This is a genomic window from Devosia sp. SD17-2 (assembly GCF_029201565.1).
In the GTDB taxonomy this organism is placed as follows: domain Bacteria; phylum Pseudomonadota; class Alphaproteobacteria; order Rhizobiales; family Devosiaceae; genus Devosia.
In genome coordinates, this window is sequence record NZ_CP104002.1 from 4,055,532 (window position 1) to 4,081,161 (window position 25,630).

At 62.6% G+C, this 25,630-nt stretch carries 23 protein-coding genes; 7 read left to right on the forward strand and 16 right to left on the reverse strand.

The window, feature by feature from the left end; all coding sequences use genetic code 11:
* The first annotated feature begins 122 nt into the window (after positions 1–122).
* On the forward strand, positions 123–1,583 hold the full coding sequence (locus NYQ88_RS19845; RefSeq protein ID WP_275652788.1) for a M81 family metallopeptidase: 1,461 nt from the start codon (positions 123–125) through the stop codon (positions 1,581–1,583).
* A gap of 258 nt (positions 1,584–1,841) precedes the next feature.
* Here NYQ88_RS19845 and NYQ88_RS19850 read toward each other — a convergent pair whose 3' ends face one another.
* The 7 genes from NYQ88_RS19850 to NYQ88_RS19880 form a co-directional block, all read right to left on the reverse strand.
* Complete coding sequence (locus NYQ88_RS19850) at positions 1,842–3,854, reverse strand: beta-N-acetylhexosaminidase (RefSeq protein ID WP_275652789.1); 2,013 nt, start codon at positions 3,852–3,854, stop codon at positions 1,842–1,844.
* A gap of 32 nt (positions 3,855–3,886) precedes the next feature.
* Positions 3,887–4,753 carry a MurR/RpiR family transcriptional regulator gene (locus NYQ88_RS19855; protein ID WP_275652790.1) on the reverse strand — a complete coding sequence of 289 codons (867 nt, stop codon included), beginning with the start codon at positions 4,751–4,753 and terminating at the stop codon, positions 3,887–3,889.
* Positions 4,754–4,839: 86 nt separating this feature from the next.
* Entirely contained in the window at positions 4,840–5,916 is a 1,077-nt protein-coding gene (gene ugpC, locus NYQ88_RS19860) for a sn-glycerol-3-phosphate ABC transporter ATP-binding protein UgpC (protein WP_275652791.1), read from the reverse strand.
* A 73-nt stretch (positions 5,917–5,989) separates the two neighbouring features.
* Positions 5,990–7,192, reverse strand: coding sequence for an extracellular solute-binding protein (locus NYQ88_RS19865; protein ID WP_275654964.1), 1,203 nt, complete (start codon positions 7,190–7,192; stop codon positions 5,990–5,992).
* A 57-nt stretch (positions 7,193–7,249) separates the two neighbouring features.
* Complete coding sequence (locus NYQ88_RS19870; protein WP_275654965.1) at positions 7,250–8,092, reverse strand: carbohydrate ABC transporter permease; 843 nt, start codon at positions 8,090–8,092, stop codon at positions 7,250–7,252.
* 86 nt (positions 8,093–8,178) lie between these two features.
* Entirely contained in the window at positions 8,179–9,066 is an 888-nt protein-coding gene (locus NYQ88_RS19875; RefSeq protein ID WP_275652792.1) for a sugar ABC transporter permease, read from the reverse strand.
* 12 nt (positions 9,067–9,078) lie between these two features.
* Positions 9,079–10,233, reverse strand: a complete 1,155-nt coding sequence (locus NYQ88_RS19880) for a Gfo/Idh/MocA family oxidoreductase (RefSeq protein WP_275652793.1) — start codon at positions 10,231–10,233, stop codon at positions 9,079–9,081.
* 361 nt (positions 10,234–10,594) lie between these two features.
* Between NYQ88_RS19880 and NYQ88_RS19885 the strand changes: the two genes are divergently transcribed.
* From NYQ88_RS19885 to NYQ88_RS19910, 6 genes are all read left to right on the forward strand, one after another.
* Positions 10,595–11,083, forward strand: coding sequence for a hypothetical protein (locus NYQ88_RS19885; RefSeq protein ID WP_275652794.1), 489 nt, complete (start codon positions 10,595–10,597; stop codon positions 11,081–11,083).
* A gap of 71 nt (positions 11,084–11,154) precedes the next feature.
* Positions 11,155–12,351 carry an MFS transporter gene (locus NYQ88_RS19890; protein WP_275652795.1) on the forward strand — a complete coding sequence of 399 codons (1,197 nt, stop codon included), beginning with the start codon at positions 11,155–11,157 and terminating at the stop codon, positions 12,349–12,351.
* A 2-nt stretch (positions 12,352–12,353) separates the two neighbouring features.
* On the forward strand, positions 12,354–13,787 hold the full coding sequence (locus NYQ88_RS19895; protein WP_275652796.1) for a M81 family metallopeptidase: 1,434 nt from the start codon (positions 12,354–12,356) through the stop codon (positions 13,785–13,787).
* Between the two features lie 66 nt (positions 13,788–13,853).
* Positions 13,854–14,642, forward strand: coding sequence for a DeoR/GlpR family DNA-binding transcription regulator (locus NYQ88_RS19900; RefSeq protein ID WP_275652797.1), 789 nt, complete (start codon positions 13,854–13,856; stop codon positions 14,640–14,642).
* Positions 14,639–15,271 carry a hypothetical protein gene (locus tag NYQ88_RS19905; protein ID WP_275652798.1) on the forward strand — a complete coding sequence of 211 codons (633 nt, stop codon included), beginning with the start codon at positions 14,639–14,641 and terminating at the stop codon, positions 15,269–15,271. Before NYQ88_RS19900 ends, NYQ88_RS19905 begins: the two co-directional genes overlap by 4 nt.
* Entirely contained in the window at positions 15,247–15,372 is a 126-nt protein-coding gene (locus tag NYQ88_RS19910; protein WP_275652799.1) for a hypothetical protein, read from the forward strand. Before NYQ88_RS19905 ends, NYQ88_RS19910 begins: the two co-directional genes overlap by 25 nt.
* Here NYQ88_RS19910 and NYQ88_RS19915 read toward each other — a convergent pair.
* The 9 genes from NYQ88_RS19915 to NYQ88_RS19955 form a co-directional block, all read right to left on the reverse strand.
* Positions 15,362–17,083 (reverse strand): hypothetical protein, encoded by a 1,722-nt coding sequence (locus tag NYQ88_RS19915; protein WP_275652800.1) that lies wholly within the window; start codon positions 17,081–17,083, stop codon positions 15,362–15,364. The two genes, NYQ88_RS19910 and NYQ88_RS19915, sit on opposite strands and share 11 nt — an antisense overlap.
* A complete protein-coding gene (locus NYQ88_RS19920) occupies positions 17,080–18,222 on the reverse strand; it encodes a chemotaxis response regulator protein-glutamate methylesterase (RefSeq protein WP_275652801.1) in 1,143 nt (380 codons plus the stop codon). The genes NYQ88_RS19915 and NYQ88_RS19920 overlap by 4 nt, the downstream gene beginning before the upstream one ends.
* A 2-nt stretch (positions 18,223–18,224) precedes the next feature.
* Positions 18,225–19,091, reverse strand: coding sequence for a CheR family methyltransferase (locus tag NYQ88_RS19925; RefSeq protein ID WP_275654966.1), 867 nt, complete (start codon positions 19,089–19,091; stop codon positions 18,225–18,227).
* A gap of 65 nt (positions 19,092–19,156) precedes the next feature.
* Positions 19,157–19,615, reverse strand: a complete 459-nt coding sequence (locus tag NYQ88_RS19930) for a chemotaxis protein CheW (protein WP_275652802.1) — start codon at positions 19,613–19,615, stop codon at positions 19,157–19,159.
* Between the two features lie 151 nt (positions 19,616–19,766).
* On the reverse strand, positions 19,767–21,854 hold the full coding sequence (locus NYQ88_RS19935) for a methyl-accepting chemotaxis protein (protein ID WP_275652803.1): 2,088 nt from the start codon (positions 21,852–21,854) through the stop codon (positions 19,767–19,769).
* Positions 21,851–22,363, reverse strand: coding sequence for a chemotaxis protein CheW (locus NYQ88_RS19940; protein WP_275652804.1), 513 nt, complete (start codon positions 22,361–22,363; stop codon positions 21,851–21,853). Before NYQ88_RS19940 ends, NYQ88_RS19935 begins: the two co-directional genes overlap by 4 nt.
* Entirely contained in the window at positions 22,360–24,405 is a 2,046-nt protein-coding gene (locus NYQ88_RS19945; protein ID WP_275652805.1) for a chemotaxis protein CheA, read from the reverse strand. Before NYQ88_RS19945 ends, NYQ88_RS19940 begins: the two co-directional genes overlap by 4 nt.
* Positions 24,402–24,770 (reverse strand): response regulator, encoded by a 369-nt coding sequence (locus tag NYQ88_RS19950; protein ID WP_275652806.1) that lies wholly within the window; start codon positions 24,768–24,770, stop codon positions 24,402–24,404. The genes NYQ88_RS19945 and NYQ88_RS19950 overlap by 4 nt, the downstream gene beginning before the upstream one ends.
* On the reverse strand, positions 24,767–25,102 hold the full coding sequence (locus tag NYQ88_RS19955; protein ID WP_275652807.1) for an STAS domain-containing protein: 336 nt from the start codon (positions 25,100–25,102) through the stop codon (positions 24,767–24,769). Before NYQ88_RS19955 ends, NYQ88_RS19950 begins: the two co-directional genes overlap by 4 nt.
* Positions 25,103–25,630 lie beyond the last annotated feature (528 nt).

A 25,630-nucleotide genomic window follows, 5' to 3' on the forward strand; every position in this document is an offset into this window, starting at 1 on the left:
GGCACTATTGAAGGGCAATCGGTGCAGATTTGCCGCGTCGATGTAAATTTCTTACGTGATCGCCCGCAAAGCTCCGTGCTAGCGTCGGCTTCTCGCTCCTGCCTGATTGTCGGATTTTTCCCGTGCGCGTTTTCACCGCCGCTCTCGCCACAGAAACCAATACATTCTCACCAATCGCCGTTGATCGTCGCGCCTTCGAGGCTTCGCTCGACGCCGGTCCGGGCGAGCATCCGGAAACCCCGACGCTCTGCACCGCGCCGATCACAATTGGCCGCGAGATCTGCGCCCGTGAAAATTGGACCCTGATTGAAGGCAGCGCCAGCTGGGCCGATCCGGCCGGCCTCGTCGCCCGCGCAACCTATGAAGACATGCGCGACGCCATTCTCGATCAGCTGCGCACCGCCCTGCCGGTCAATGCCGTGGTGATGGGCCTTCACGGCGCCATGGTCGCCCAGGGTTATGATGATCCGGAAGGCGATCTCCTCACCCGCATGCGCGAGATCGTCGGGCCGGATATCCTCATCTGCGCCGAGCTCGATCCGCACAGTCACCTCACCGCCAAGCGCGCGGCCGCGGCGGATTTCTTCGTCTACTTCAAGGAATTCCCGCATACCGATTTCGTCGATCGGGCCCGCGACCTCTGGGATATCGCCGTGCGCACCCTCAAGGGCGAAATCAAACCGGTGATGAGCATTTTCGATTGCCGGATGATCGACGTCTTCCCGACCTCCAAGCAGCCCATGCGCGGGTTCGTCGACAAGATCATGGCGCTCGAAAAGTCCGAGCCGGGCCTGCTTTCGCTTTCCGTCGTCCATGGCTTCATGGCCGGTGACGTGCCCGAAATGGGCACCAAGATGGTCGCCATCACAGACAATGCCAAGGCTCAGGGCGATGCGCTGGCTGAAAAGCTCGGGCGCGAGCTCTACGCCATGCGCGGCACCTTCATGGTCGAGCAGGTCAATGCCGAAACCGCCGTGGCCCAGGCCATGGCCGCTGACAAAGGCCCGGTGGTGATTGCCGATGTCTGGGACAATCCCGGCGGCGGCACGGCGGGTGACGCCACGATCCTCCTCGCCGAACTCATTGCCCGCGACGCCCAGAACGTTGCCGTCGGCACCATCTGGGACCCGATCGCGGTTCAGATCTGCTTTGCCGCTGGCGAAGGCGCCGAAATCGCCCTTCGCTTTGGCGCCAAATCCGCGCCGGACACCGGCAGCCCCATCGACCAGCGCGTCATCGTCAAAAAACTCGTCCGCGACGCCCAGATGCGCTTCGGCGAAAGCTTTGCGCCCTTCGGCGACGCTGCGCTCATCAGCTTTGGCGGCATCGAGGTCATCCTCAACTCCACCCGCGCCCAGAGTTTTGACCCCAGCCTCTTTTCAGCCCTCGGCGTCGAGCCGACCGAAAAGAAGATCCTCCTCATCAAGTCGACCAATCATTTCTACGCGGCGTTCTCGAAAATCGCTTCCGAGATCATCTACTGCTCCGCCGGCAAAGCCTATCCCAACCGCCCGGCCGAAACGAACTACCGCAAAGCCCCCAAAACCATCTGGCCGATGGTGGATGATCCCTGGGCGGTGTAACCACCACCGTCATCTCCCGGCTCGTCCAGGTGATCCATACAGCGTCAAGTTGGATTTGCCCGGACAAGCCGGGCAATGACGGCGGACGGGATAGCGTTTAACGCACGCAGCACTCTCGGCCCCATCGCCCCCTCGCCCCTCAGGGGAGAGAGTTGGGGTGAGGGGTTAAGGCCCATCAAGGGAACACCGGTTTTCTCACCCACCCCAGCTCAATGCTAACAGTCTGCTAACCAACTCGCCCCAAGTGCGACGGAAAAATCACTCCGCCGCCCAGTGCCCGTACATGATCGGCATCAGCCCCACGAGCGCCTTGAACCGCTCATAATTCTTCCGCTCCGGCAGCGTCCATCCGGCCTCGGCGACCGCGGAAAGCCGTGGGAAAACAAGGCGATCGAAGATGGCGCGGTCGGTCATGCTCTCCGACCAGATGCAGCTTTGCACGCCCAGGAGATGCTGCAGCCCCTTTTCGGAGAAACCAGCCCGCGCTTCGAACTCATAGGTCTCCTGCGGTCCCGACCATCCGGCCCAACCAGCGCCGGGCTCAGCCCAGGAAATTCCATTTGCCATATCAAGATAGTAGCGCTGTCCCGGGGAGACGACGATGTCGAAGCCGCGCTCGGCCAGCTCCGCATTGATCTCCACATTGCGCCAGCCGATGACATATGATTTGTCCTTGTCCACCGCATCGCCATGGGCCGCTTCCTCCCAGCCGCCGGTGATCGCGCCCTTCTTGGAAATATAGTCGTGCACCCGACGGATGAAGGCCGATTGCAGCACGGCCGTGGGCGAGCCCTCGATTTCATCGGCGCCGTGGTGATTGCCTAACTGGTTGAATTGGCTCTCATGTTTGGCGCGCATGGCCGGGCCCGCGAGCTTTTCGATCATGTCCAGCGCCAGCGGTGACCCCGACCAGGCCGCCAGCGGCACCTCGTCGGCACCGAGGTGGAAGACGCCCGCCGGGAAGATTTCCAGCACCTCGTCGATCACCGTCTCGACGAATTTATACACGGGCTCATGGGCCGGGTTTAGACTGTTGTTCGGAAAGCCCTGCACCGACTGGTATTCGCCGGTCTCATCGGGGTCGCGCAGTTCGGGGAGGGCCTGCAGCGCCGCGTAGAAATGGCCGGGCATATCGACTTCGGGGATAACGCTGATAGATAGACTCTCGGCCAGCGCCACGATCTGACGCATCACATCCTTGGTGTAATAGCCGCCCGTCGGTTGCGGGCCGGAGCCGAGCATGGGCGGGAGGGCCTTGCCGTGGCCGCGCCAGGCGCCGATCTCGGTCAGCGCCGGATAGGCCGATATTTCGATGCGCCAGGCCTCGTCCTCGGTCAGGTGCCAGTGGAACTTATTCATCTTGTTCCACGCCATGATCTCGATCAGGCGGCTGACCTCGGCGCCGGTGTAGAACTGCCGCGCCACATCCAAGTGACTGCCGCGGAACGAAAATCCTGGCTCATCCTCGATCCGCCCGCCCGTCGGCCAGGTAAAGGTCGAAGGATGCAGCCGCGCCCCGCGCAGCATATGCCCCAGCGTCACAAGGCCGTAAAAGAAGCCATGTCGGGTCGAGGCAGAGATAGTGGCGCTGTTATCGGCAAACTCGATCTCATAGGCCTCGTCGCCCAGCCCCGACTTCTCGCTGAGATGCACCGGCATGCCGGCTTCCGAGGCCGGACGCACCAGCGCCTCGACCGAAAAGAGATCAGCCACAAGGCCGGAAAACCCCTTTGCCGCCTCGCTCGCCGCTTCGCCGACAGGCTTCAGATCGAGCCCAGCGGGCGCAATCCGATTGCCACTCGTCGCCACCGACTTCGGCCAGGGAATGATCGAATGGGACACCGGCGCCTTAGCCGGTACCGGGAATTTTGGCGCGCCCTTGAGGAGCGGTGAATTGTGCCCCTTGCCCGCAGTCGGCGCGGTCGGAATGTTGATCACCCGGCCATCCTCGAGCACCACATAGGCCGAATTGGCCCCGTCGCTCCAGTGGCGCAGACCATAGGAGAGACCGCGCGCTGTCGCCGTCCAGGTCTCGCCAGGGTTCAGCACGAAGCCATCGGGCGGCGCGACAAGTGTATGATTGGACAGGCGTTTCAGGAGCCTACCATTTTCCAACGTGGCGTGGGGATCGACCCGGGCCGGTCCGGAAAAGCCCAGCTGGAAATTGCTGACGGGCGCATCGCCGGTATTGGTCAGCTCCAGTCCATAGCCGAGCGGCTCACTGTCCGTGGCAGGCGTCCAGGTGGTGGCGAAGGCGAAAGAAGCAGACATTATGGGGTCCTGTACGTTTTTCCCGGCTGGGCTTAATCGCCCAAAGGCTGGGCGTCGTCGCCGTCGCGATTGACGACGAGCTGGTGTTTGATCCGGCGCATGCTGGCGATCGCCGGCGTGCCCAGGCGCGTGGCGACGGTCTGGGAGAGGATGTCGACTGTCGCGAGAAAGGCGTATCGCCCCGGCGTCGGGCGCAAAATGTCAGTGTTTTCATGCCAGTGGACGGGAATGACGATGTCGGCCGCCTCCGCCACCATGGAGTTTCCGCGCGTGATGGCGATCCGCTTGAGGCCATATTCCCCGGCCACCGCGAGCGCCTTGGCGAGCTGGGCATTGTTGCCGGAAAGCGAAAAGGCAATCACCACGGTTCCGGCCGGGGCCGAGGCGGCCCGCATCAACTGCAGCTGATGGTCGAGGCTCGAGGCGACTTTCACGCCGAGCCGGAACAGGCGCGTCTCGATCTCTCCGGCCAGCATGGAAGAGGCGCCGCCGGAGCCGAAGGCAAGCACATAACTCGCGCCTGCCAGCGTCTCGGCAGCGCGATCCATCGCGGAAAAATCCAGCCTTTCAAAGCTTTGATATATGGTCGCCTGGATGCCGTTGACCACGCCCTGGGCGATGTCCCGCACGTCAACCGGCCCCGCCGTGGGGGCGAGATAGCGCTGGCCGACAAAACGGGACTGGGCCAGCCGCACCTTGAAATCGGCGTAGCTGTCGCAGCCGAGCCGGCGGCAGAAGCGGGTGACGGTAGGCGGCGACACCTCGGCCTGAGCGGCAAGGTCCACAATGCTCATCTTGAGAACGCTGTCGACATCGGAGAGCACGATCTCAGTCAGAGCCCGTTCGGAACGGGTAAACCCGTCCTTTTCCGACTGCAGCAATCCAACAATGTCCAACATGGCGTTTTCCTCCGCCCGCATATTTTCATGCGATCAGGACATAAATGAAAAAGGTGGCCCCACAAGCCTTTGTGCCGAAAGGCCGGTCAGTAGATCGCCAGCCCCCTGGCATCGAAGAGATGTGCCTTGTCGAGGGCGAAGCCCATCCGGACGGCCTTGCCATCGACCAAGTCCGGATTGCCCTCGAAGAGGCCGATGAAGTTCTCGCCACCGGCGAGGGTCGAATAGGTGATGGTGTGGATGCCCAGCTGCTCGACGATATTGGGGGTGGTCTCGATCGAGAATTCCCCCTGGCCAAGGCTCATGTGCTCCGGGCGGATCCCGAGCGTCACATCCTGGCCGGCGACCGCTGTGCTGGAGCGCGGCAGGGCAATGGAGCCGAGACTGCCGAGATCGACCGTCACGGTAGTGCCATCGGCGCTGCGCACCCTGCCATTGATGAAGTTCATCTTCGGGCTGCCGATAAAGCCGGCGACGAAGAGATTATCGGGCTTGTGATAAAGCTCAAGCGGCGAGCCGACCTGGCTGATTTCGCCGGCATTGAGCACCACGATCTTGTCGGCCATGGTCATGGCTTCGATCTGGTCGTGGGTCACGTAGATCATGGTCGAACCGAGCCGCTTGTGCAGCTCCATCAACTCGATGCGCATCTCGGAACGGAGCGCGGCGTCGAGGTTGGAAAGCGGTTCGTCGAAGAGAAAAATCTTGGGCTGGCGCACAATGGCGCGGCCGATGGCTACACGCTGGCGCTGGCCGCCAGAGAGCTGGCCCGGGCGATGCTGCAGGCGGCTCTCGAGCTGCAACACCTTGGCGGCAGCAGAGACGCGCTTGTCCACCTCGGCCTGCGGCAGTTTTTCGACGCGCAGCGGGAAGGCGATATTTTCGTAAACGCTCATATGGGGATAGAGCGCGTAGCTCTGGAACACCATGGCGATGCCGCGCTGGACGGGCGGCAGATCATTGACGATCCGTCCGCCAATCTCGATCTCGCCCGCCGACACATCCTCGAGCCCGGCGATCATGCGCAACAGGGTGGACTTACCGCAGCCCGAGGGACCGACAAAGACCACGAACTCGCCCTCGGCCACATCCAGGTCGATGCCCTTGATAATGCGGGCTTCGTTGAATGATTTTTCGAGGTTCTTGAGGCTCAGTTGCGACATGCTGCGTCTCCCGGCGCGGATCGTTTGGGGTGCCGCCGCCCAAAAGGGGCGACGGCAAGGTCAGGAGGACCTTTTACTTGTACTGTTCGAGCTCGGAGGCAGCGCGCTCGAGTGCGGCCTGCGGCTCGGCCTGGCCGGTGACGACCGACTGGACCATTTCGATCATGACGTTCTGCAGGCCGATATAGTCGTTGAACAGCGGCTCGGGACCACCGAACTCGATGCCGTCAAGGAAGGGCTTCCAGTAAGGCGTTGCGGCGATCAGCTCGCTGGTCTGCGGCTCGAGCGGACGCAGCGGGGTCAGGCCCTGGGCCATTTCCGCGGCCCACTGGCGTTCGCCGTCAGTGAGATACTTGGCGAGGCTGATGGCCTGATCTTCGACGCCGGTGCCCTTGAAGATGGCCAGCGCGTCGGTGATCAGAAGCGTACCGGGACCCTTGGCATCGGGACCAAGCGGCAGATCGGCAACGCCCCAGTTCATGCCGGCTTCTTCAGCGCGGATGGCAGCGCCGGGCGAGGCTTCGATCATGGCAACGCCACCGTCGAGCCAGATGGCGCGGACTTCGTTCTGCTCGTAAGCGGTCGGGCCTTCTTCGGAATAGGGGGTGATGTCCTTGAGCGCCTGAAGGGCTGCGAGCACCTGCGGGGAGTTGATGGTGATGTTGCCATCCGCATCAATGACCTGGCCATTGTTGGTGTACACCCAGTGGAGGAACTGGTGCATGGTGTTGTCAAAGGTCTTGGCAACAAGGCCATAGCCGGCAGCGTCGGTGTTTTCGGTGATCTGCTTGGCGAAAGCGATCTTTTCTTCCCAGGTCTTTGGCGGGGTTTCCGGATCGAGGCCGGCCTGTTCGAACAGGTCCTTGTTCCAGAACAGGGCCTTGGTCGAGAAGGCCACCGGCACGCCCCACTGGGTGCCGTCGAAGGTCACTGTGTCAGGCACGTAATTGTAATAGGCGGCCTTTTCCTCGTCGGTCATCGGCACGGGGACGATGAGGTCGTTCATCGCGAACTGCTTGAGCGTGCGCGAGCCCACATAGGCCAGTGCGACCGGCGTGCCGGCAGCGGCGAGCGTGGTCACCTTGTCCTGGCACTGGCCCCAGCCGACGATCTCCGGCACGACCTTGAAGCCCGGATTGGCACTTTCCCACTCGGCGAAAGCTTCGGCATAGCCGGCCGTAAGCTCGTCACCACAGTTGATGAAGGCGATTTCCTTCGTGTCCTGGGCATAAGCAGCCGGGGCGGCGCTGGCGAGCGCCAGCAGCGAAACGGCCATCAAACCGATTGTCTTTTGCACTTGTTAGTCTCCCTTGAAAGCGGCCCCCTCGGGCCCTTACTGCTTCACGGCTCCGGCGGTGAGGCCGGCGACGAGGTAGCGCTGCAGGAACACGATAACGATCATGACCGGCAGGATTCCGACGAAAGACGCTGCCATCAACTCGTTCCAGATCACCTCCTGCTTGCCGAAGAAGGCGAACAGGCCAACCGGCAGCGGCATGAATTCGGTCTTGGAGTTGAAGGTCAGCGCGAAGATGAACTGCTGGGCGTAGGCGCCAATGAACGTCATGATGGCAACCACCACGATCCCCGGCATGGCCAGCGGCAGGATAACCCGGCGCAGGGTATAGAGGCGGCTGGCGCCATCCACCCAGGCGGCCTCATCCAGTTCACGCGGGATGCGCATCATATAGGTGCGCAACAGCCAGATGGACGAAGGAATAAGGAAGGCCGCGCCCGGCACGATCATCGCCCAGTAGGAATTGAGCAGCCCCATCGCCCGCATCAGGCGGAACAGCGGGATCAGCAATACGGCGCCCGAGAACATGTTGACCGCGAGGAAACCGGCCAGCAACAGGCCAGATCCGGCAAAATTGAAGCGGGCGAAGGCATAGGCGGCGGGCACGACGATGATGATGACGACGAGCGTCACAACCGAGGAGATGAAGAAGGAATTGAAGATATGCATGCCGAGGGCCGGCACAGAGGACCACATGGTCACATAGGCGTCGAACGACCAGGTCTTCGGGATGAAGCTGTAGGGTCGCGAAAACAGCTGCGCCAAAGGTTTCAGCGAGACGAGGAAACCCTCGATGAACGGCGCCAGGACAAAGAACAGGAACACCGCCATCCCGGCATAGAGCGCCGCGATCTCATACCATTTGTAGCGGTCGATCATCGCCTTGGTTGAACGGGCTCTCGCCTTGGGTTTGACACTGGCCGGGCTGTCGACGGCGGCGACTTCGGTGGTGCGGGCGACGTCGGTCATTTGGCTTCTCCCTGCTGCAGCCGGCGGACGGCGCGGAAGTAGACGAGACAGAAAATGGTCACAAAGATCGAGATCACCACGGCGCGCGCTGCGCCCTCGCCATATTTGCGGGAGCCCATGGCGGTCTTGTAGGTGTCGATGATCATCGTCGTGGTCGAGCCCGAGGGACCGCCCTGGGTCAGGATCCAGATGATGTCGAAGGAATTGAAGGTGGCGATAAGCGAGAGGAGGCTCATGGTGATGATCGCCGGCACCATCAACGGCAGGGTGATGCGGCGGAACCGGTAGAAGCGCCCGGCCCCATCGGTCCAGGCAGCCTCGTAGAGGTCCTTGGGGATTGACTGCATTGCGGCGAGGAAATAGATCGTCACCATCGGCACGCCGATCCAGACGTCGGTGACAATGGTCGCCCAGAAGGCGGTGTTGCCATAGGCGAGGAAGGCGATCGGGCCGTTGGTCAGGCCGAAGTTCTGCAAGAGGCCCGAGATCATCCCGAACTGGCCGTTATACATCCAGCCCCACATGAAGATGCCGATCGCCATGGGCACGATCCAGGGCGGCATGGTGAGGATGCGGAACAAGGTCTGGCCGGGGATGGCGGCGTTGAGCAGCACCGCCCCGCACATGCCGATCACCATTTTTATCGAGACCGAAAAGAAGGTCCAGATGAAGGTGCGGATAATCACCTCGGTGAAATTACCGGCGCCAAAAATGCGCTGGTAATTGGCCCAGCCGACGAAATCATACTCCTGGCGGAGCGAGGCATTGGTGAAGGAAAGGACGATCGTGTCGACAAGCGGATAAGCGACGATCGTCAGAATGTAGATCAGGGCCGGAGCCAGCAGGGCGAATGCGAAGAGGGTGGCGCTTCTTGTGCTGGTCATGGGCCTTCTCCTTTAGCTCGACCGGCCCAGAGCAGCATCGAAGCGCTGCCAGATGGGGGTCATGTCGACCACGGATTTGTTGCGCATCGCCTCGTCCATGGAGAGAGCGAGGAGCCCAGCCTCCAGAGCGTCGGTCACGGACACGGGGAGCGACGCGCCTTCGAGCACGTGCTTGAGAATGTCCTCGGCCATCTGCTCATCGGCGCCGTAATGCTGTGACAGAGCAGTGCTCTTGTAGGACTTATCCTCGAGCGTCTGGGATGTGCGACTATCGGTGACTTTAAAGTAGTTCCGGACGAAGTCGCCCTCGGCCATGCCCTTGGCTCCGATCACCGCAAAGCGCCGGAAGTCATCAGGCACATTGAGATTGGTGTGGAAGGTCAGCGCCGCGCCGTTTTCGTACTGCACGATGGCAGTCTGGAAATCGATGATGTCACCGTCGCTGTCGAAGACCTTTTCCGAGCCCTGCCAGCCCGACGGCTTACGATGATAGACTTCGAGGTCATTGGCGCCGGCGTCCTGCGGCGCATTCTGCGGGACAAAGCTGCGGCGTCCGCCAAAGCTGGCGACGAAACGCGGCCGGCACCCCATGACCCCGTTATAAAGATCGAGGTCGTGGCAGCATTTTTCGAGCATGAAGCTGCCGGCATATTTCTCGTAGCGGCGCCAGTCGCGCATGAAAAAGGCGCCGTGATAGGGCGGGATATGCTCGGAGGCTTCAATGGAGGCGATTTCGCCCAGCTGCCCCTCGGCCTGCGCCTTGCGCAGATCGACGTAGAGCGGCGCATAGCGCAGCACGAGCCCGACCATGACATTGTCGGAGCCATGTTGCCCCAGGAGGCTGGCGAGGGCGATCGTATCCTCGACCGTCGTCACCACCGGCTTTTCGGCGAAAATCTTGAGCCCGCGTTCGAGCCCGATGCGGATATGGTCGAGATGAAGGTGATTGGGCGAACCGACCATCAGCAGGTCCAGGCGCTCGGCATCCAGCATGGCCTCGAGGCTGTCGTACGACTGGCCGACCGGAACCTTGTGTTCGATAGTATAGGGAAGACCCGCCGGATCCGGATCGACATAGGCAACGACCTGGAATTCACTGCTCGCAGCAGAAAATATCCGCGCCAAATAACCCAAGCGATAGCCGAGCCCGATAATACCGACGCGCATTATTCCTACCCTGTTTTCCGCCGAGTTTCCCGCCAATCTCTTCCGGACTGGTCGCGATTTCTGTAAACGATTTTCAAGACTAGGCGGCTTATTGTCGCAATGTCAACACAGTTTCATCGCAACCACAATACCAATTCAAGCCACCAATTGTGGGCGCGGATTTGTCAGCAGTCTTCGTGACTTATAGTCGTTTTGACTGGAGAGGCTGACCTAAACCCACTGGACAAGCCGTGAGCCATCAAGCAACCTGCCGCAATTGGTATCCATGTGGCCTTTTTCATGAAAGGATCAAAACGTGGGTCCGCTGAAAATTTGATACATTGCAGCAGTGCTTTTTTGCATGCGCGACTGAGGGGTCCTGATGAGCCTGTCCACCAACCCGTTTCCCAACGATCCCGATCGCTCCGCCATCTGGACCATGCTGGTACCGCGCGATATCGCCGCCTATGTGGCCGCCGACTGGTCGATGGTCGAAGGCGATTTCGTCGCCGATGATTTCATGGGCATTGACGGCAACAAGACGGGCAATCCCGACGGCTGGACCATCAGCTACCCGACCCTCGACGCCTATCGCGACGAGTGGCTGCGCCAGGCGCGCGAGGGACAGGCGGTGAAATACGCCGAGGATCAGGAAGCCGGCATCCACCGCGCCACCAGCCTCACCGAGATCGAGATCAAGGGCGACCGCGCCGTGGCGCACAAGAAGTTCGACGGCGAGATCAGACTGGCCGACGGCGGCAAGGACATCCTCAACTGGCAGACCGTCTATTTCTGCCGCAAGGTGGATGGCGCCTGGAAGCTCACCGGCTTTGTCGGATACCTGCCCTACCCCATGGGCGAGCCGGTCTAGCCCCCCCTTCGGCCAGCAGCGCAATCGCGCCAAGAGGCGCCCCCATAAGGCCTGCAATCGGAACGATCAAAATGGCAGCCTTGTCCCGCTTCAGTCCGCAGCGCCTTACCATGCTGGCCTTCTTCCTCCAGCCCATTGCCTTTGGCTCCTGGCTGCCGCGCATCCCCGAGATCCAGGCGGGCCTCGGCCTTGGCCCGGCGGGCCTCGCCGTGGCACTGCTCGGCATGCCCTGCGGAACGCTGCTGACCCTGCCCTTCGCCGGACCTCTCGTCGGACGGATCGGTGGTCGCGCCGCGATCATCGCCGGCTTCATCTTCTATTCGATTGCCGTTTGCCTTCCGGCCTTCGTGCCCGACGCCTTCTGGCTGTTCATTGCGCTGATGCTCGCCGGATCATCGATTTCCTTTGTCGAGCTGGGCCTCAACGTCGAGGCAGACCTCGTCGAAAAATCGACCGGCACGATGATCATGAACACGTCCCACGGCTGCTGGTCGCTCGGCATCATGGTCGGCAGCCTCATCGGTTCGGTCCTCGCCGGAATGAGCCTTGCGCCGCATCTCGCGATCCCGCTGGTAAGCCTTGTTGTCCTGCCCATCGCGCTGATCACCGGCAAATCTCTGCCAGCCCTCGCCGATGCGCCGCAGGCCGCCGCAACCGGGAAAAAATCGGCTTGGTCCATTCCGAGTTGGCCGCTGATCGGCATTTGCGCCTTCGTCTTCGGCATCGCGATGACCGAAGGCGCTATGGCCGACTGGTCCGCGATCTTCCTGCGCGACGCCGTCGGCGCGGAAGCGGGTGCTGTTGGCCTCGGCTACTCGATCTTCGCCATGTTCGTGGCTGCCGGCCGGTTCAGCGGCGACCATCTCAAGCGCCGCCTCGGCGCCATAAACACGGCCCGGCTGTGCGGCGTTCTGGCGGTGGTCGGGAGCGTCGTGATCTATCTCGCGCCGACGATCACTCTCGCCCTCATCGGCTTCGGGATTTTGGGCATTGGCGTCTCGGTCGGCTTCCCGCTCGCCGTCACCGCCGCTGCGAGCCTCGGGGATCGCGCGGCATCAGCCAATGTGGCCGTTCTGTCCTTCGTTGCGCTCACCGGATTTCTCGTGGGACCGCCGATCATCGGCTTCGTCGCCGAGCATTTTGACATCAGGGCCGGCATCGCCTGCGTCATCCCGGTGCTGATCGTGAGCCTCTTCCTCGCGGGCCGCCTCAAGCCACGTTCGACGCTGGCCCCCACCTCTGACGCCGTCCAGACATCAGGAGCATAGTCATGCGCATTGCCGTCGCCGGTCTTCACACAGAGTGCAGTACTTATAATCCGGTGATCGCGCGCGAAGCCGATTTCCGCGTGCTGCGGGGCCCGGCCATGCTCAAGGACGGGTATTTTGATTTCCTCACCCATTTTCCGGCCGAGTTCATCACCATTCTGCATGCGCGCGCCATCGCCGGCGGGCCGGTGGAGCAGGCGCTCTACCAGCGCTGGAAGCGCGAGATACTCGAAGGGCTGAAGGCGGCGATGCCGCTCGACGGCGTCTATCTCGCCATGCACGGCGCCATGTTCGTCGAGACCATGTTCGACGCCGAGGGCGACTTCATCGCCGCCGTGCGCGAGACGGTCGGGCCTGATGTCATCATCGCCACGAGCTACGACCTGCATGGCAATATCAGCCAGAAGATCATCGACAACCTCGATATTTTCTCGACCTATCGCACCGCCCCACATATCGACGTCGCGGACACGATGCGCCGTGCGGTGACCATGCTGGTGCGGGCCATTTCGACCGGCGTGCGCCCGGGTCTGGTCTGGGCGCCGGTGCCGGTGCTGCTGCCGGGGGAACGCACTTCGACGCAGGATGAACCCGCCCGCAGTTTTTATGCGCAGCTCCATCAGGTCGAAGAGCCGACCGGTATTTGGGACGCCTCGTTCCAGATTGGCTATGTCTGGGCGGACGAACCCCGATCTACTGCCTGCGCGGTTATAACCGGCACCGACAGATCGGCCATGGAACGGGCAGCCAGCGACCTCGCGGGGGACTATTGGGATCTCCGTGAAAAATTCGTGTTTGGCATGGAGACCGGCTCGATCGAGGAATGCGTCGCGCGGGCTGTCGCCAGCCCGACAACGCCGGTTGTGCTGGCGGAGTCGGGCGATAACCCGACTGGCGGCGGTGTCGGCGACCGTGCCGAAATGCTTGCAGCGCTCATGCAAGCTGGCGCCACTGACACAATATTTGCGGGCATTGCCGACGCGGCTGCGACCGAGGCCGCCTATGCGGCTGGCGTGGGCGGACATGTCAGCCTCACCATCGGCGCCAGACTTGATCCATCGAGCCGGCCGGCAAAGGTGGATGGAACCGTCGCCTTCCTGCTCGAGACGGATGATAACCGCCTTCGCGAAGCCGTGCTGCGCATTGGCGGGATCGACCTTGTCGTGACCACACGGCGTCGGCCGTTCCACAACATTGCCGATTTTACCCGGCTCGGCCTTGATCCGCATTCAGCGCGCATCATCGCGGTCAAATCGGGCTATCTGTCGCCAGAACTCGGGCCCATCGCCAACCCGGGCCTGATGGCCCTGTCGCCCGGTGTCGTCGACCAGTTCGTGGAGCGAACCGAACGGCTTCATACGCCGCGCCCAGGTTTTCCATTTGACCGGGATTTTGACTACACGCCCCAACCGCGCGCCTCTGCCCGCTTCCGCTGATCCTGCAAGTGCTTGCTCCACCCGGGCGCTTTCGCTAATCACGACTGACTAGCGAAGGCTTCATCCATGACCACCGCGATGCGTCAGGTGCAGATCGTCGAGCTCGCCCGACAAAAGGGTGGGGTCAGCGTCGAGCAATTGGTGGGGCTCTTCGGGGTAACGGCGCAGACGGTGCGCAAGGATCTCAATGTCCTTTGCGGCCGCGGCGTGCTCAACCGTACCCATGGCGGCGCCATCTACCCTTCCGGGGTGGAGAACATGGAATATGAGGCGCGCCGGCAGATTGCCACTGCCGAAAAGCAGGCCATCGGCGGCGCCGCGGCCCGGATCATTCCCGATGATGCCTCGCTCTTCATCAATATCGGCACCACGACCGAAGCCGTCAGCCAGGCTCTAACAGAGCATCACGGGCTGATGGTGATCACCAATAACATCAATGTCGCCAACCGCCTGCGCCTTGCGCCCGGCATCGAGGTGGTCATCTCCGGCGGGGTTGTGCGCCCATCTGACGGCGGCATTGTCGGCGAGGCGGCCGTCGATTTCATCCGCCAGTTCAAGGTGGATTTTGCGGTGATCGGCGTCTCCGCAATTGATAGCGACGGAGCGCTCCTCGATTTCGATTTCCGCGAGGTGAAAGTGGCGCAGGCCATCATCGCCAATGCGCGCCACGTCATCCTTGTGTCGGACGCAACCAAGTTCACGCGCACCGCCCCGGTCAGGATCGGGCATCTGACCCAGGTCCATAGTTTTATCACCGATTATTGCCCCCATGACTCGATCCGGCAGATCTGCGCCGAGCAGGGGATCAGGCTTATTGAAACAGGCGGGCCACCCGCCCAGGGAGACGATGAATGACTTCTGGCCTAGACGACCTCGCGCAGCGCCTGGTCGCCGCCCATGATGGCGGCGCGCTGGTTGGACCGATTGCGCCCGAGCTCGTGCCCGCAAATATCGAAGAGGTCTATGCTCTGCAGGACCGCGTCATCGCCCATGCCGGCGAAGTGGGCGGCTGGAAGATCATGGCCGGCAGCGAGGGCGAGCCGCTCTGCGCGCCGGTTCCGGCCAACCGCTATTTTGAAGACGGCGCCTCGCTCGACGCCGAGCGCCATCGCCATTTCCTCGCGGAAGTGGAATTTGCGGTAAAATTGGGTGCCGACCTTTTGCCAGGCCAGCCGGCCGAGGCGGCCATTGCCAGTGTCCATCCGGTCCTGGAAATGATCGCCAATCCCTTTGTCGACCGGGACGCCACGCCGCGGAACATCCAGCTGGGCGACCTCCAGAGCAATGGCGCCATTGTCGTCGGCCCGGCTCTGGACCGCAGCATTGTCGAGGGTCTCGACACGCTGGCCGTTGGCCTCTTGCTTGACGGCAACGAGGTCAAGACGACGGACAAGGGCGCGAGTTGGGCTGCCGTCGTTGCGGCGCTTGAGTGGCTCGCCCCCATGCCCAAGGGCGCGGCATGCCTCTCAAGGCCGGTCAGGTGATCATCACCGGCTCACGCGTCCTTGCCCCGCTCGACGCGGCAACGACCATTATCGGCACGCTTGGGCAAGCAGGACGCGTCAGCGCCCGCGTCACAGCATAAAGTCGACCATGTCGAACTCCACCTCCGCGTCGGCCACTGGCCGGGATGCGGGGGTGGCCGCGGCCCACAGCGTGGCATGGATGGAGCGCTCGGCCTCCATCGTATAGGCCTTGCGGAGCCCCTCGAGCACTTCGGCCAATGGAGCACCGGGCGCAACCGGCGGAGCGCTGTCGGACAAGGCGGCGATCTGAAGCGCAATATCCTGCACCACTTCGGCGAGGGCGGCCTGGCCCTGCAGGCCCGAGGCTGCCGCCTGCAGAAGCTGGATCACCCGCGGACCATCGGAATTAAGGCTGCCCAGCGCTTCGGCCAAACGGTCGTCGAGCGCCGTGAGCAGGCTCAGCGCATGGTTCGCCTGTTGCTCGAGACGGCCGATCTGGCCGGCATTATCGCCCGCTGCTGCGGCGCCAAAGGCCTTTGCGAGCTCCGAGGATTGGTCGAGCTGGGTCATGGCGGCTTCCGCTGCCACGACGGTTTCGCTGGTGAGTTCACGCAGTTGGGTAGCAATCACGGTCAGTGACGCACCGCGCGGGCCGAGCTGGGCGCAGCGCACAGCGGCGTTGAGGCTGACGAGGCGCATATTGGCCTCGATATCCTGCACGGCCGCGACATGACCGAGGAGCACGCCCACGGTGTCGTGGACGGCCGTTGCCACCGCTTCGAGCTTGGCCCGTTCGTTTTCGCAGTCCCGCAGGATCGCCGAGGCGGTGCGCAGCTGGGCGTTGAGCGCTGCCATGGCAGAGGAGCTGCCCTTGTCGCTGCCGTAAAGATCCCGGCTGCGCTCCATGATGATGCCGGCATCGCTGGCGAGGGCCTCAAGAGCTTGCTCGGCGCCCTCCACCTCGTCGACAAAATCAGCCGCCGCGCCGGTGAGCTGAGCCTGCTCCAGGGCGGCGATGGCCGCCACAGCCTCGGCCCGTTCACTCTCGGACAGGGCTGCCTTTCCGGACAGGATATCGCCCAGCCCCGACAGGGCCGCCTCGACATGCTCGAGCCGCTGGCGGGTGGAATCGCCCACCTGCAGGCCCATCACGGCGCTGCCGATCCGCCGGACGATCTGGCGAGACACGCGGCTGGTCTCGGCACTGCCGGCAGCCGCCGCCTGGCGTTGACCGCCAAGCGCCTCAAGCGTGCCCTCGAGGCTCCTCGCCAATGCCGTCAGTGTATGGGCATGGGTCTGTTCGAAGCGGGCGCGCTGGCTTGCGGCCTTGTCGACTTCGGCCGTCAGCTGCCGATAGACCTGAGAGAACTCGAGAATGGTCTGGCTTGCTGTCGAGGAGAGCGTCGCGATGTCGGTGGTGAAAACTTCAAAATCGTCGCTGTCGCCAACGATCCCCGCAGCGGTCACCCGGGCATTGATCGAGACGATCCCCATCATCTTGACGGCACGGCGGAGATCCCCAATGGGCGATTTTGCCCCGGCAACAACCTCAACGAGACGGGCGAGGTCGGCCTTCTCCTGGGCAAAGCTCTCGGAGAGGGCGCGGGCCTTGTCTGCCACCGCCCGCAGCTGGGCCGTGGCTTCGTCCACCTCGGCGCCCTCAAGGGCGTTTGGCAGGGATTCGAACAGGCGGATCAGCTTGTTGAGCATGGAGGCGCCTTCGGTGAGGCGTCCCCCCACGGAAACAAAGGCCGTCTCGATCTTCTGGCGTGGCTGGGTCAGCGCATTGGCGAGGGCGTGGATCTGGTCAGGTGCAGGCAGCCGGGTCATTCGCTGGCTCCGGTTGGAATCTTTGGGGCATTGCGGGAAAAGGCGTTGATTTCGGCGGCCATCTTGGCGAGCGGCAGAACACGGACGGCCGCGCCGCGCTGGATTGCTTCCTTGGGCATGCCAAAGACCACCGAGGTGTCTTCGTCTTGGGCGACCGTGTGGCAGCCCATCTGGCGCATCTCGAGGAGACTGCGCGCCCCGTCGTCGCCCATGCCGGTCAGCAGCATGCCCATGGCATTGCGACCGGCAGATTGGGCCGTGGAGCGAAAGAGAATGTCGACCGACGGGCGATGCCGCGAAATATGGGGCCCTTCGACGAGTTTTATGGTGTAGCGGGAGCCGTTGCGCACGAGCTGCATGTGCACATTGCCCGGCGCAATCAGGACCCGGCCGGGCTGCACAATGTCGCCGTCCTCGGCTTCCTTGATCTCGACGGCGCACACCGTATTCAGCCGCCGGGCAAAGGCGCCGGTGAATTTTTCCGGCATGTGCTGCACGATCAGGATGGGCGGACTGTCTGACGGCAGGGCCTCGAGCACTTCACGCAGGGCTTCGGTGCCCCCCGTGGAGGCGCCGATGACGACCAGCGCATTCGTCACCGGCATGCGTGCCATCACGCTTTCCCGGCGGCTGTCGGAAAAGGGCGGGATGATGGCGTCGGCGGTGAGCTTTGCTTCCACCGTCAGCGCCGGAGCGGCCTTGCGCAGTCCGCGCAATTTGGCGTGGGCAGCGGCCTTGGCGGCATCGCAGATGCGCATGCGCGATTCTTGCAGGAACTGGGCCGTATCGACGCGCGGCTTGGCGACGACATCCACCGCGCCGGCCTCAAGCGCCTGCATCAGCGTATCGGAACCGGCCTGGGCCAGGCTCGAGCAGATCACCACCGGAATGGGACGCTGCGCCATGATCTTTTTCAGGAAGGTGATGCCGTCCATGCGCGGCAGCTCGATATCGAGGAAGATGACATCGGGCACTTCCTGCCGGATGCGCTCGACCGCAACATAGGGATCGGCCGCCGTCGCCATGACTTCGAGGTCAGGGTCGGCGGCGATGATTTCGCTCAGCGTGGTGCGCACCGAGGCGCTGTCATCAACGATGAGGACACGGATCTTGTTCGAACCGGAGGCAGGCATCCGCATACTCACAGGCGCTGGAATACGGCAGGCGCAACCTGGCGTACGGGAATTGTCGTACCGATCATGGACTCCGAATGCCCAAGAAGGAGATAACCGCCAAGGCGCAAATGCGACACAAGTCGCCCAATTACCGCCGCCTGATCCGCTTTATCGAAATAAATCAGAACATTGCGCAGGAAGATGATGTCGACGTCCCGATCATAGGGATAGGCACTGTCCATGAGGTTGAGCCTCTGGAAGCGCACCAGCCGACGCAGTTCGGGCACGATACGGACCTCGGCGCGAGACCCGGACTGGCGCGACCACATGAGGTAGCGGGACTGCATGTCCTGCGGCACCGGGGCAATTTGTTCGGCCGGATAGACGCCCCGCGTGCCCTGGGCCAGGACGTCGGTCGAAACATCGGTGCCGAGAATGGCATATTTGAAATTATCCTGATGCCGCGCCATCTCGGCGAGCACCATGGCGATGGTATAGGCCTCGGCCCCGGTCGAGGATGCAGCGCTCCACACCTTGAGCAGGGGCCGACGCTCGCCGGAGCGCGCCCGCAAGAGATTGGGCACCAGCGTCGACTGCATCAGCTCGAAATGCTCGGCCTCGCGGAAGAAATCGGTCTTGTTGGTGGTGACCACATTGATGAGAGAGTCCAGCTCCTGATCCAGCCCACCCCGCCGAAAGACATAGTCGCAATAGGCGTCGAAACTGGGCAGGTCCAGAGCCCGCAACCGGCGGCGCAGGCGACCCTCGACCATCATCCGCTTGGCGGGCGGCAGGCGGATGCCCACCTCCTGGCCGATCAGGGTGGCGATCTTTCCGAAATCGGCATGGCTGAGATGGTCATCGTCCGCCGGGACGAGACGCGCAGTCGACATATGGCCCAAGAGAAGTCTCCGCGGGGAAAAAACAGGGTCCACGCGATAGGGCGGACCCGAGGGTGTCAGGCGGCCGAAAGCGCCGCCTCAGCACCGAGCAGGCGGTCCAGGTCGAGGACGGTGACGAACTCGCCATTGCGCCGACCGATGCCGGCAATGCAGTGCCCGACCCAGGCTGAGCTGACCGCCGGTGGCGGATCGAGCTGGTCGCTGTCGAGCACCGTCACCTCGAACACCCGATCAGCCTTGAGGCCGAGCGTGACAGGGCCGGCAGGCCCATTGATCGCCAGCACCACGATACGGGTATTTTCCGTATCCGGCGCCGGCTCCATGCCGAGTGTGCGGCGAAGGTCGATCACCGGGACGCCCTGCCCGCGCACGTCGATCATGCCCAGCAGGTTTTCCGGCGCACGCGGCAGGCGCGAGATGGTGCGCATGTCCAGGATTTCCTGGACCTTGGTGACGGGCGCGGCGAATTTCTCGTTCGCCACGCCCAGTGTCACAAATTGGTTTTGATCAGGCATTTTCGCTGTCTCTTTGTTTCGCCGTGGGCAAAACCCGTGGCGATTGTGTCCGGCGCGGCATCGGGCGAAGACCCGATGCCTTGAGCCGCCTTGGCGAAAGACCAGGGCGGCTCGGGCGCACCGCAGATCGCGATGCGCCCCCCTGCATCAATCAGGCGGCACCGCGGCGCGAGAATTCGGCATCCAGCGCGTCCGAGCCGTCTTCAAGGTCGAGATCGAACCCACCGGAGCTGGACTTGGGCTTCTTGGCCGCCTTCTGCATATGCGGGGCGGAGGCCATGACTGCGGCGCGAAGATCCTGCCGCGCGGACTTGTTGGCTGCCGGGGCCGAGATGATCTGTGCGCTGGTATCAAGCCGGAAGTAGCTGATTGCCGACTGCAGCTGCTCGGCCTGGCTGGCCAGTTCTTCGGCCGTGGAGGACATTTCCTCGGCGGCAGATGTGTTCTGCTGGGTCACCTTGTCGAGCTGCTGGATGGCGGTGTTGATCTGGGCCGCACCGGCATTCTGCTCGCGGCTGCCTGCGGAGATTTCTTCCACCAGTTCGGCCGTGCGCTGGATGTCGGGCACGAGCTTGGAGAGCATATCACCGGCCGACTGGGCGGCCTTGACCGTGGTGCCGGAGAGCGTCGAGATCTCGGCGGCGGCCGCCTGGCTGCGTTCGGCAAGCTTGCGCACTTCGGAAGCCACCACCGCAAAGCCGCGGCCATGTTCACCGGCACGCGCCGCTTCAACGGCCGCATTGAGCGCCAGAAGATCGGTCTGGCGGGCGATTTCCTGAACCACCATGATCTTTTCGGCGATGGTCTGCATGGCGACCACTGCGCTGTTGACGGCGTCACCCGAGGCGATGGCATCGGCAGCGGACTGACGGGCGATCTTTTCGGTCTGGGTGGCGTTGTCGGCGGACTGCTTGATGGTCGCGGCCATTTCTTCCATCGAGGCGGACGCCTCTTCGGTCGAGGAGGCCTGTTCGGTAGCGCCCTGGCTCAGCTGTTCGGCTGTGGCGGACATTTCCTGGCTGCCGGCAGCGACATTGCGGGTTGCGGCGGTCACTTCGGCCACCACTTCGCGCAGCTTGGCGGTCATGGCGTTGAGAGCCTTGATCAGATCGCCGACTTCATCATCGCCACGGATATTGGCGGTGGCATTGAGATCGCCATCGGCAACGTCATTGGCCAGACGCACAGCGGCGGTGAGGGCACGGGAGATGGAGGTGACGATCCAGGTGCCGGCAATTGCTGCGATGACCACTGTGCCAATGAGAAGGGCGATCAGCAGCATGCGAGACTGTTCGTAAAGCGCGTTTGCTTGAGCGACGCTGCTGGTTGCCTGTTGCGTGTTGGCGTCGACAACCGTCCGCAGAATGGTGGTGGCCTGACGCTGAAGCGGCTCCACTTCCGAAGAGATGATGGTGTTCGCTTCAAGGTCGGCGCGGGTGAGACTGATAGCATTGCCTTCGTTCATGGCGTCCACCATGGCTGCGAAGTCGGCGGCCACAGCGTTGGCCATACCGATTTCGGCGGCGCCCACCTGACGTGCGAGGGCTGCAACCTGCGGGGTCATGCGCTCGATGACAGCAGAGAAGTCGTTGTTCCACTGCTCCTGGCGTGCGGGAGCGCTATCAGCGAGCAAAATGTTGCGGTGCTGACGGAACACGTCCGCCACGTCGAGGAACAGGGTCGAAACGGTATCGTATGCCTGGAATGCAGATGGGTCGTTGGCGTTGACGCGGTTTCGAATGGCCGTACGTAGGCTAGTCAGCGAGTTTTCGATCGCAGTAATCGTCTCGCTGCCACGTGTCGTCGTGATCTCGAATGCACGCGTATCGCTATTGGCGCGGGCTAGTTCGGTGGCCTTCTGGGCACTGGCCCAATAGGCGTCCAGCGTCTCGATAAAGGACTGCATTTCGACGTTCAGGTCGTCACGGCCCAATTTGCCGATCAGAGACTGCGCCGTCGTATTGATGACGGAATAGCTCTCTGCAGACTGGCTGATCAGATCGGCGATCTCCGCGTCATCCGAACTAGCGACAATTCCGCGAATATCCGCGACGAGTTCGGTCATGCCGCTCTCGATCGAATTCAACCTGAACGATGTGGTGATCGGCCCATTGATGGTGTCGTTTATCGAGGCGGAAAGCGTCCCAAGCCCCTGAATGCCAAGGGTCATGCCAACGCCTGTCAGCGCCACGACGGCGACGAACGCCCCCGCCAGTTTAGTCTTGATAGTCAGTCTCACAATGCAGACCCTTCTTCTGATGCTGCGCCGACTGGGCTCCTGCCCGCCGAAGTCTCGAAAATTCGTTCCATGTCCGGAATGATGATGAAGCCGCCGTTGCGCTTGCCGATGCCCTTCACGAATTCGGGCCGCCAGCGCATGCCGACCTTGGGCGCCTCCTCGATGGAGGCTGCCTCGATGTCGGTGACATCGTGAACCTTGTCGGCAAGGATGCCGGCAATGGTGGGCTCGCCGTCGATGTCGACTTCCATGACGACGATGCGCGTGTCCTCATCGGGCTCGGGCCGAGCCATGCCGAACATGACGCGGAGGTCGGCCAGCGGCACGACGCGGCCGCGGACATTGATGAGCCCGCCCACGAAGGCCGGCGAATTGGGGACGGCGGTAATGGGCACGAGATCGAGAATTTCCCGAACCCGACCGGCCTCGACGGCGAATAATTCGTCTTCCAGCCTTATGGTGAGGGCCGTCATGGAGGCGGCGGAGGCGATATCGTCGGGCGCGCTCATGCGGCTCTCCCCACCGACTGGTTGTATTCGATATAGCTCTGTCCCGCGCCGACCAGATGGGCGGTATCGAGGATCAGCGCGACCGTGCCGTCACCCAGAATTGTGGCGCCCGAGAAGGACTTGATGCCCGAATGCAGCTTTGAGAGCTGCTTGATGACGGTCTGGTTGTTGCCGATGATCTGGTCGACGACGAGCCCGACCCGGCCCTCGCCGGACGAGACGATCACCACCTTCTGGTGGGCTTCCGCCTCGCCCTTGAGGCCGAAGACTTCGCGCAGGCGCAGATAGGGGACGAGGCTGCCGCGAATATCGAGGAAGTTGCGCCCCTTGGCGTGCGCCTCGATGCCTTCGGGCAGTTCGACGCATTCTTCGACGGCGGCCAGCGGGATGGTGTAGCGGCCGTCGCCGACGCGGACGAGCATGCCATCGATGATGGCGAGGGTCAGCGGCAGGCGGAGAGTGAGGGTCGAGCCTTCGCCCGGTTTGGTGGCAAGATCGATGGTGCCGCGCAGCCCGTCGATGGTCCGCTTGACGACGTCCATGCCGACGCCGCGGCCGGAGAGCGAGGTCACTTCCTTGGCGGTCGAGAAGCCGGGAGCGAAGATCAGGTGGTAGAGTTCCTGGTCCGTCAGCTTGGCGTCTGGGGCGATAATGCCGTTCTCTTCGGCCTTGGCGCGAATGCGGGCGGCGTTGAGCCCTGCCCCGTCATCAGAGACGGAAATTGCCACTTCCGCACCCGAGTAAACGGCTGAAAGACGGACTGTTCCCTGGGCGGATTTTCCTGCTGCGACGCGGCTTTCCGGGCTTTCGAGGCCGTGATCCACCGCGTTGCGGATGAGATGGACCAAGGGATCGGCGAGGCGCTCGATCATGGTCTTGTCGAGCTCGGTGTCCTCACCGGTGGTGATGAACTCGATGGGCTTGCCCAGCTCGGCCGAGACGTCGTGGACGAGGCGCCGGAAGCGGCTGAATAGGGTTCCGATGGGCACCATGCGGATGCCCATGGTGGTGTCGCGAAGCCCGGAAGACAGGCGTTCCAGCTCTTCGGCGACAGTTTTCAGATTGATGTCGGCGCTCTGGGCGGCGATCTGGGTGAGGCGGGCCTGGGCGATGACAAGCTCGCCGACCCGGTCCATCAATTCGTCCAGCCGCTCGGCCGGAACGCGGAGCGAGGTGGCGGCCGGTTTGTCTTCGCCGGCCTTCTCGGCGGGCTTGCTCCGCCTGGGTGGTGGCGGCGCAGAAGCGAGTAGCGCGGGAGGCGTATCGGTTAACAGACTGTTAGCATCGAGAGGCCCGTCCTGCGAAATGGGTGACACAAGCTGCGCTTCCTCGAGCGGCTCGAGCGTGAGCTCCATATTGTCGCGCAGGAAGAGGAAGACATCGTCGATTGCCGCTGCCGGATCGGCGGCGGTCATGTCGACCTGCCAGCCGATATAGGCGTGCTCGGGATCGATGAGATCGAGATTGGGAACGCGGTCGGTCAGCGGCGTGATCTCGCAGGGACCAATGGCGGCGAGCTCCTCGAGAAGGAGCAGCGGATTGGTGCCATAGAGCAGGGCATCAGCCGGCAGGTAGAAGCGGAGGCGCCAGCGGGTGGGCCCGGCTTCCGGCGCCGCGGCGACATCGACGGCGTTCATCTCGGCGCGCACGGCCGGAGCGGATGGAAAAGCGTCGCCTTCGACGATGGCCCGCAGCTCGGAGAGGATGCGGGCTCCGCCTTCGACAGATGCGTCCGGCGTCTCGATCAGCAGATGAATATGGTCCTTGGCGTCGAGCGCGACGCCGATCAGCGCGGCATTGACCTGGCTCTGGCCCTTGCGCACGCGATCGAAGGCGGTTTCGAACTCATGGACGAACTCGGCGACGGCGGTGAAACCGAACATCGCTCCCGAGCCCTTGATGGTGTGCAGGGCCCGGAAGGTGGAATTGACCAGATCGCTGTTGTCGGGATCCTGGTTGAGATCGAGGAGCCCCGCCTCGAGCTGGTCGAGCAGCTCGCGCGCCTCCTGGCGAAAGGTTTCGCTGGGATCGGAGATGTTCATGCCCCGGTGACCTTTTTTATCACCGCAAGAAGCTGGTCCTGCTTGAAGGGCTTTACGATCCAGCCGGTGGCGCCCGCTTCCTTGGCCTGACGCTTGAGATCCTCGTCGGACTCGGTAGTCAAAAGGATGATCGGAATGCCCTTGCTCGAGGGATGCTGGCGATATTTGCGAATGAACTCGATGCCATTGAGCACCGGCATGTTGAGATCGGTGATGACGGCGTGGACAGTATTGGTCGTCGCCTTGTCATAGCCATCCTGGCCGTTGACCGCCTCGATGACGTCGAGACCGGCGGCACTGAGCGTCATCGCCACCATCTGGCGGATGGATGCTGAATCGTCGATTGTCAGGATAGTCTTGGTCATGCCGCCGAAGTTCCGCTGGTCTGAAGAGTTTGAGTGTTCCAGAAGCCGGCCCCGGGAGCCGGTTCCATGAAGCTGCCCGCCGCAAGGACATTGCGCAGGGGCTGGCCGAGGGGCGCGAGCATGCTCAGGGTCCGGCCTTCCGCCTGGGCCTTGGCGAGGCCGGCGAGCAAGGTCTGAACCGTGGTGACATCTGCGGCTGCGACGGTCTGGGTATCGACCTGCACGATCGGGTGCGCATCGAGCGCTTCCCGCAGAGCTGTCGAAACAGCCTGGGCCGATTTGACTGTGACATCGCCGCTGAGGACGAACGTGAAGGGACTGGCGCCGGTCATGGCAATGACCGGACGTGGAAACAATGTAACGGGGACATGCTGATTTTTTGCCGAATGGCGGAGGAGAAATGATTGGGGACTAAAAAGTCGTCAGCCGGCTCTACATCCGTCAGTGAAGATTAATGAAAATGGTTCTGGCCGTATTCCCATCCGGCACATCAGCACGCTATCTCGTCACGGATTAACCGATAGTTACGCGAGTACTTTTCGATCAAGAATCGGAGAAGAAGAAACAATATACGATGGCAATATATTGAAGTCGTTCGGCGTCGCGAATTCTGAATCACGGATGAATCGAACGCATGTCCTTTTGAATCCTCGCCTGAAGACTCTCCAGTGATTCAGAAGTCCTGCAATCGCTAAACTGATAGATTCACTTACGCGTCGACACTAAAGGACACAGAAGCGCGCCTGATCGCACAAAAAAGGCGAGATTGCGGCACAATCGTGGCACAGCCGGGCGCGGCTAGTCTTGCATACACGGCATGAAGGCACCGGCAGGCCCCGTCACCCGCCATGCGTTGCCGC

Excerpts from the sequence above, each read along its gene's own strand:
- NYQ88_RS19920 (WP_275652801.1), bottom strand. The coding sequence starts at position 18,222 with ATGCGGATGCCTGCCTCCGGTTCGAACAAGATCCGTGTCCTCATCGTT.
- ugpC (WP_275652791.1), bottom strand. The coding sequence starts at position 5,916 with ATGTCGCAACTGAGCCTCAAGAACCTCGAAAAATCATTCAACGAAGCC.
- NYQ88_RS19855 (WP_275652790.1), bottom strand. The coding sequence starts at position 4,753 with ATGTTGGACATTGTTGGATTGCTGCAGTCGGAAAAGGACGGGTTTACC.
- NYQ88_RS19895 (WP_275652796.1), top strand. The coding sequence starts at position 12,354 with ATGCGCATTGCCGTCGCCGGTCTTCACACAGAGTGCAGTACTTATAAT.
- NYQ88_RS19910 (WP_275652799.1), top strand. The coding sequence starts at position 15,247 with ATGCCTCTCAAGGCCGGTCAGGTGATCATCACCGGCTCACGCGTCCTT.
- NYQ88_RS19880 (WP_275652793.1), bottom strand. The coding sequence starts at position 10,233 with ATGCGCGTCGGTATTATCGGGCTCGGCTATCGCTTGGGTTATTTGGCG.
- NYQ88_RS19915 (WP_275652800.1), bottom strand. The coding sequence starts at position 17,083 with ATGACCCGGCTGCCTGCACCTGACCAGATCCACGCCCTCGCCAATGCG.
- NYQ88_RS19925 (WP_275654966.1), bottom strand. The coding sequence starts at position 19,091 with ATGTCGACTGCGCGTCTCGTCCCGGCGGACGATGACCATCTCAGCCAT.
- NYQ88_RS19850 (WP_275652789.1), bottom strand. The coding sequence starts at position 3,854 with ATGTCTGCTTCTTTCGCCTTCGCCACCACCTGGACGCCTGCCACGGAC.
- NYQ88_RS19905 (WP_275652798.1), top strand. The coding sequence starts at position 14,639 with ATGACTTCTGGCCTAGACGACCTCGCGCAGCGCCTGGTCGCCGCCCAT.
- NYQ88_RS19900 (WP_275652797.1), top strand. The coding sequence starts at position 13,854 with ATGACCACCGCGATGCGTCAGGTGCAGATCGTCGAGCTCGCCCGACAA.
- NYQ88_RS19885 (WP_275652794.1), top strand. The coding sequence starts at position 10,595 with ATGAGCCTGTCCACCAACCCGTTTCCCAACGATCCCGATCGCTCCGCC.
- NYQ88_RS19940 (WP_275652804.1), bottom strand. The coding sequence starts at position 22,363 with ATGAGCGCGCCCGACGATATCGCCTCCGCCGCCTCCATGACGGCCCTC.
- NYQ88_RS19875 (WP_275652792.1), bottom strand. The coding sequence starts at position 9,066 with ATGACCAGCACAAGAAGCGCCACCCTCTTCGCATTCGCCCTGCTGGCT.
- NYQ88_RS19865 (WP_275654964.1), bottom strand. The coding sequence starts at position 7,192 with ATGGCCGTTTCGCTGCTGGCGCTCGCCAGCGCCGCCCCGGCTGCTTAT.
- NYQ88_RS19950 (WP_275652806.1), bottom strand. The coding sequence starts at position 24,770 with ATGACCAAGACTATCCTGACAATCGACGATTCAGCATCCATCCGCCAG.
- NYQ88_RS19870 (WP_275654965.1), bottom strand. The coding sequence starts at position 8,092 with ATGATCGACCGCTACAAATGGTATGAGATCGCGGCGCTCTATGCCGGG.
- NYQ88_RS19955 (WP_275652807.1), bottom strand. The coding sequence starts at position 25,102 with ATGACCGGCGCCAGTCCCTTCACGTTCGTCCTCAGCGGCGATGTCACA.
- NYQ88_RS19930 (WP_275652802.1), bottom strand. The coding sequence starts at position 19,615 with ATGCCTGATCAAAACCAATTTGTGACACTGGGCGTGGCGAACGAGAAA.
- NYQ88_RS19945 (WP_275652805.1), bottom strand. The coding sequence starts at position 24,405 with ATGAACATCTCCGATCCCAGCGAAACCTTTCGCCAGGAGGCGCGCGAG.
- NYQ88_RS19890 (WP_275652795.1), top strand. The coding sequence starts at position 11,155 with ATGGCAGCCTTGTCCCGCTTCAGTCCGCAGCGCCTTACCATGCTGGCC.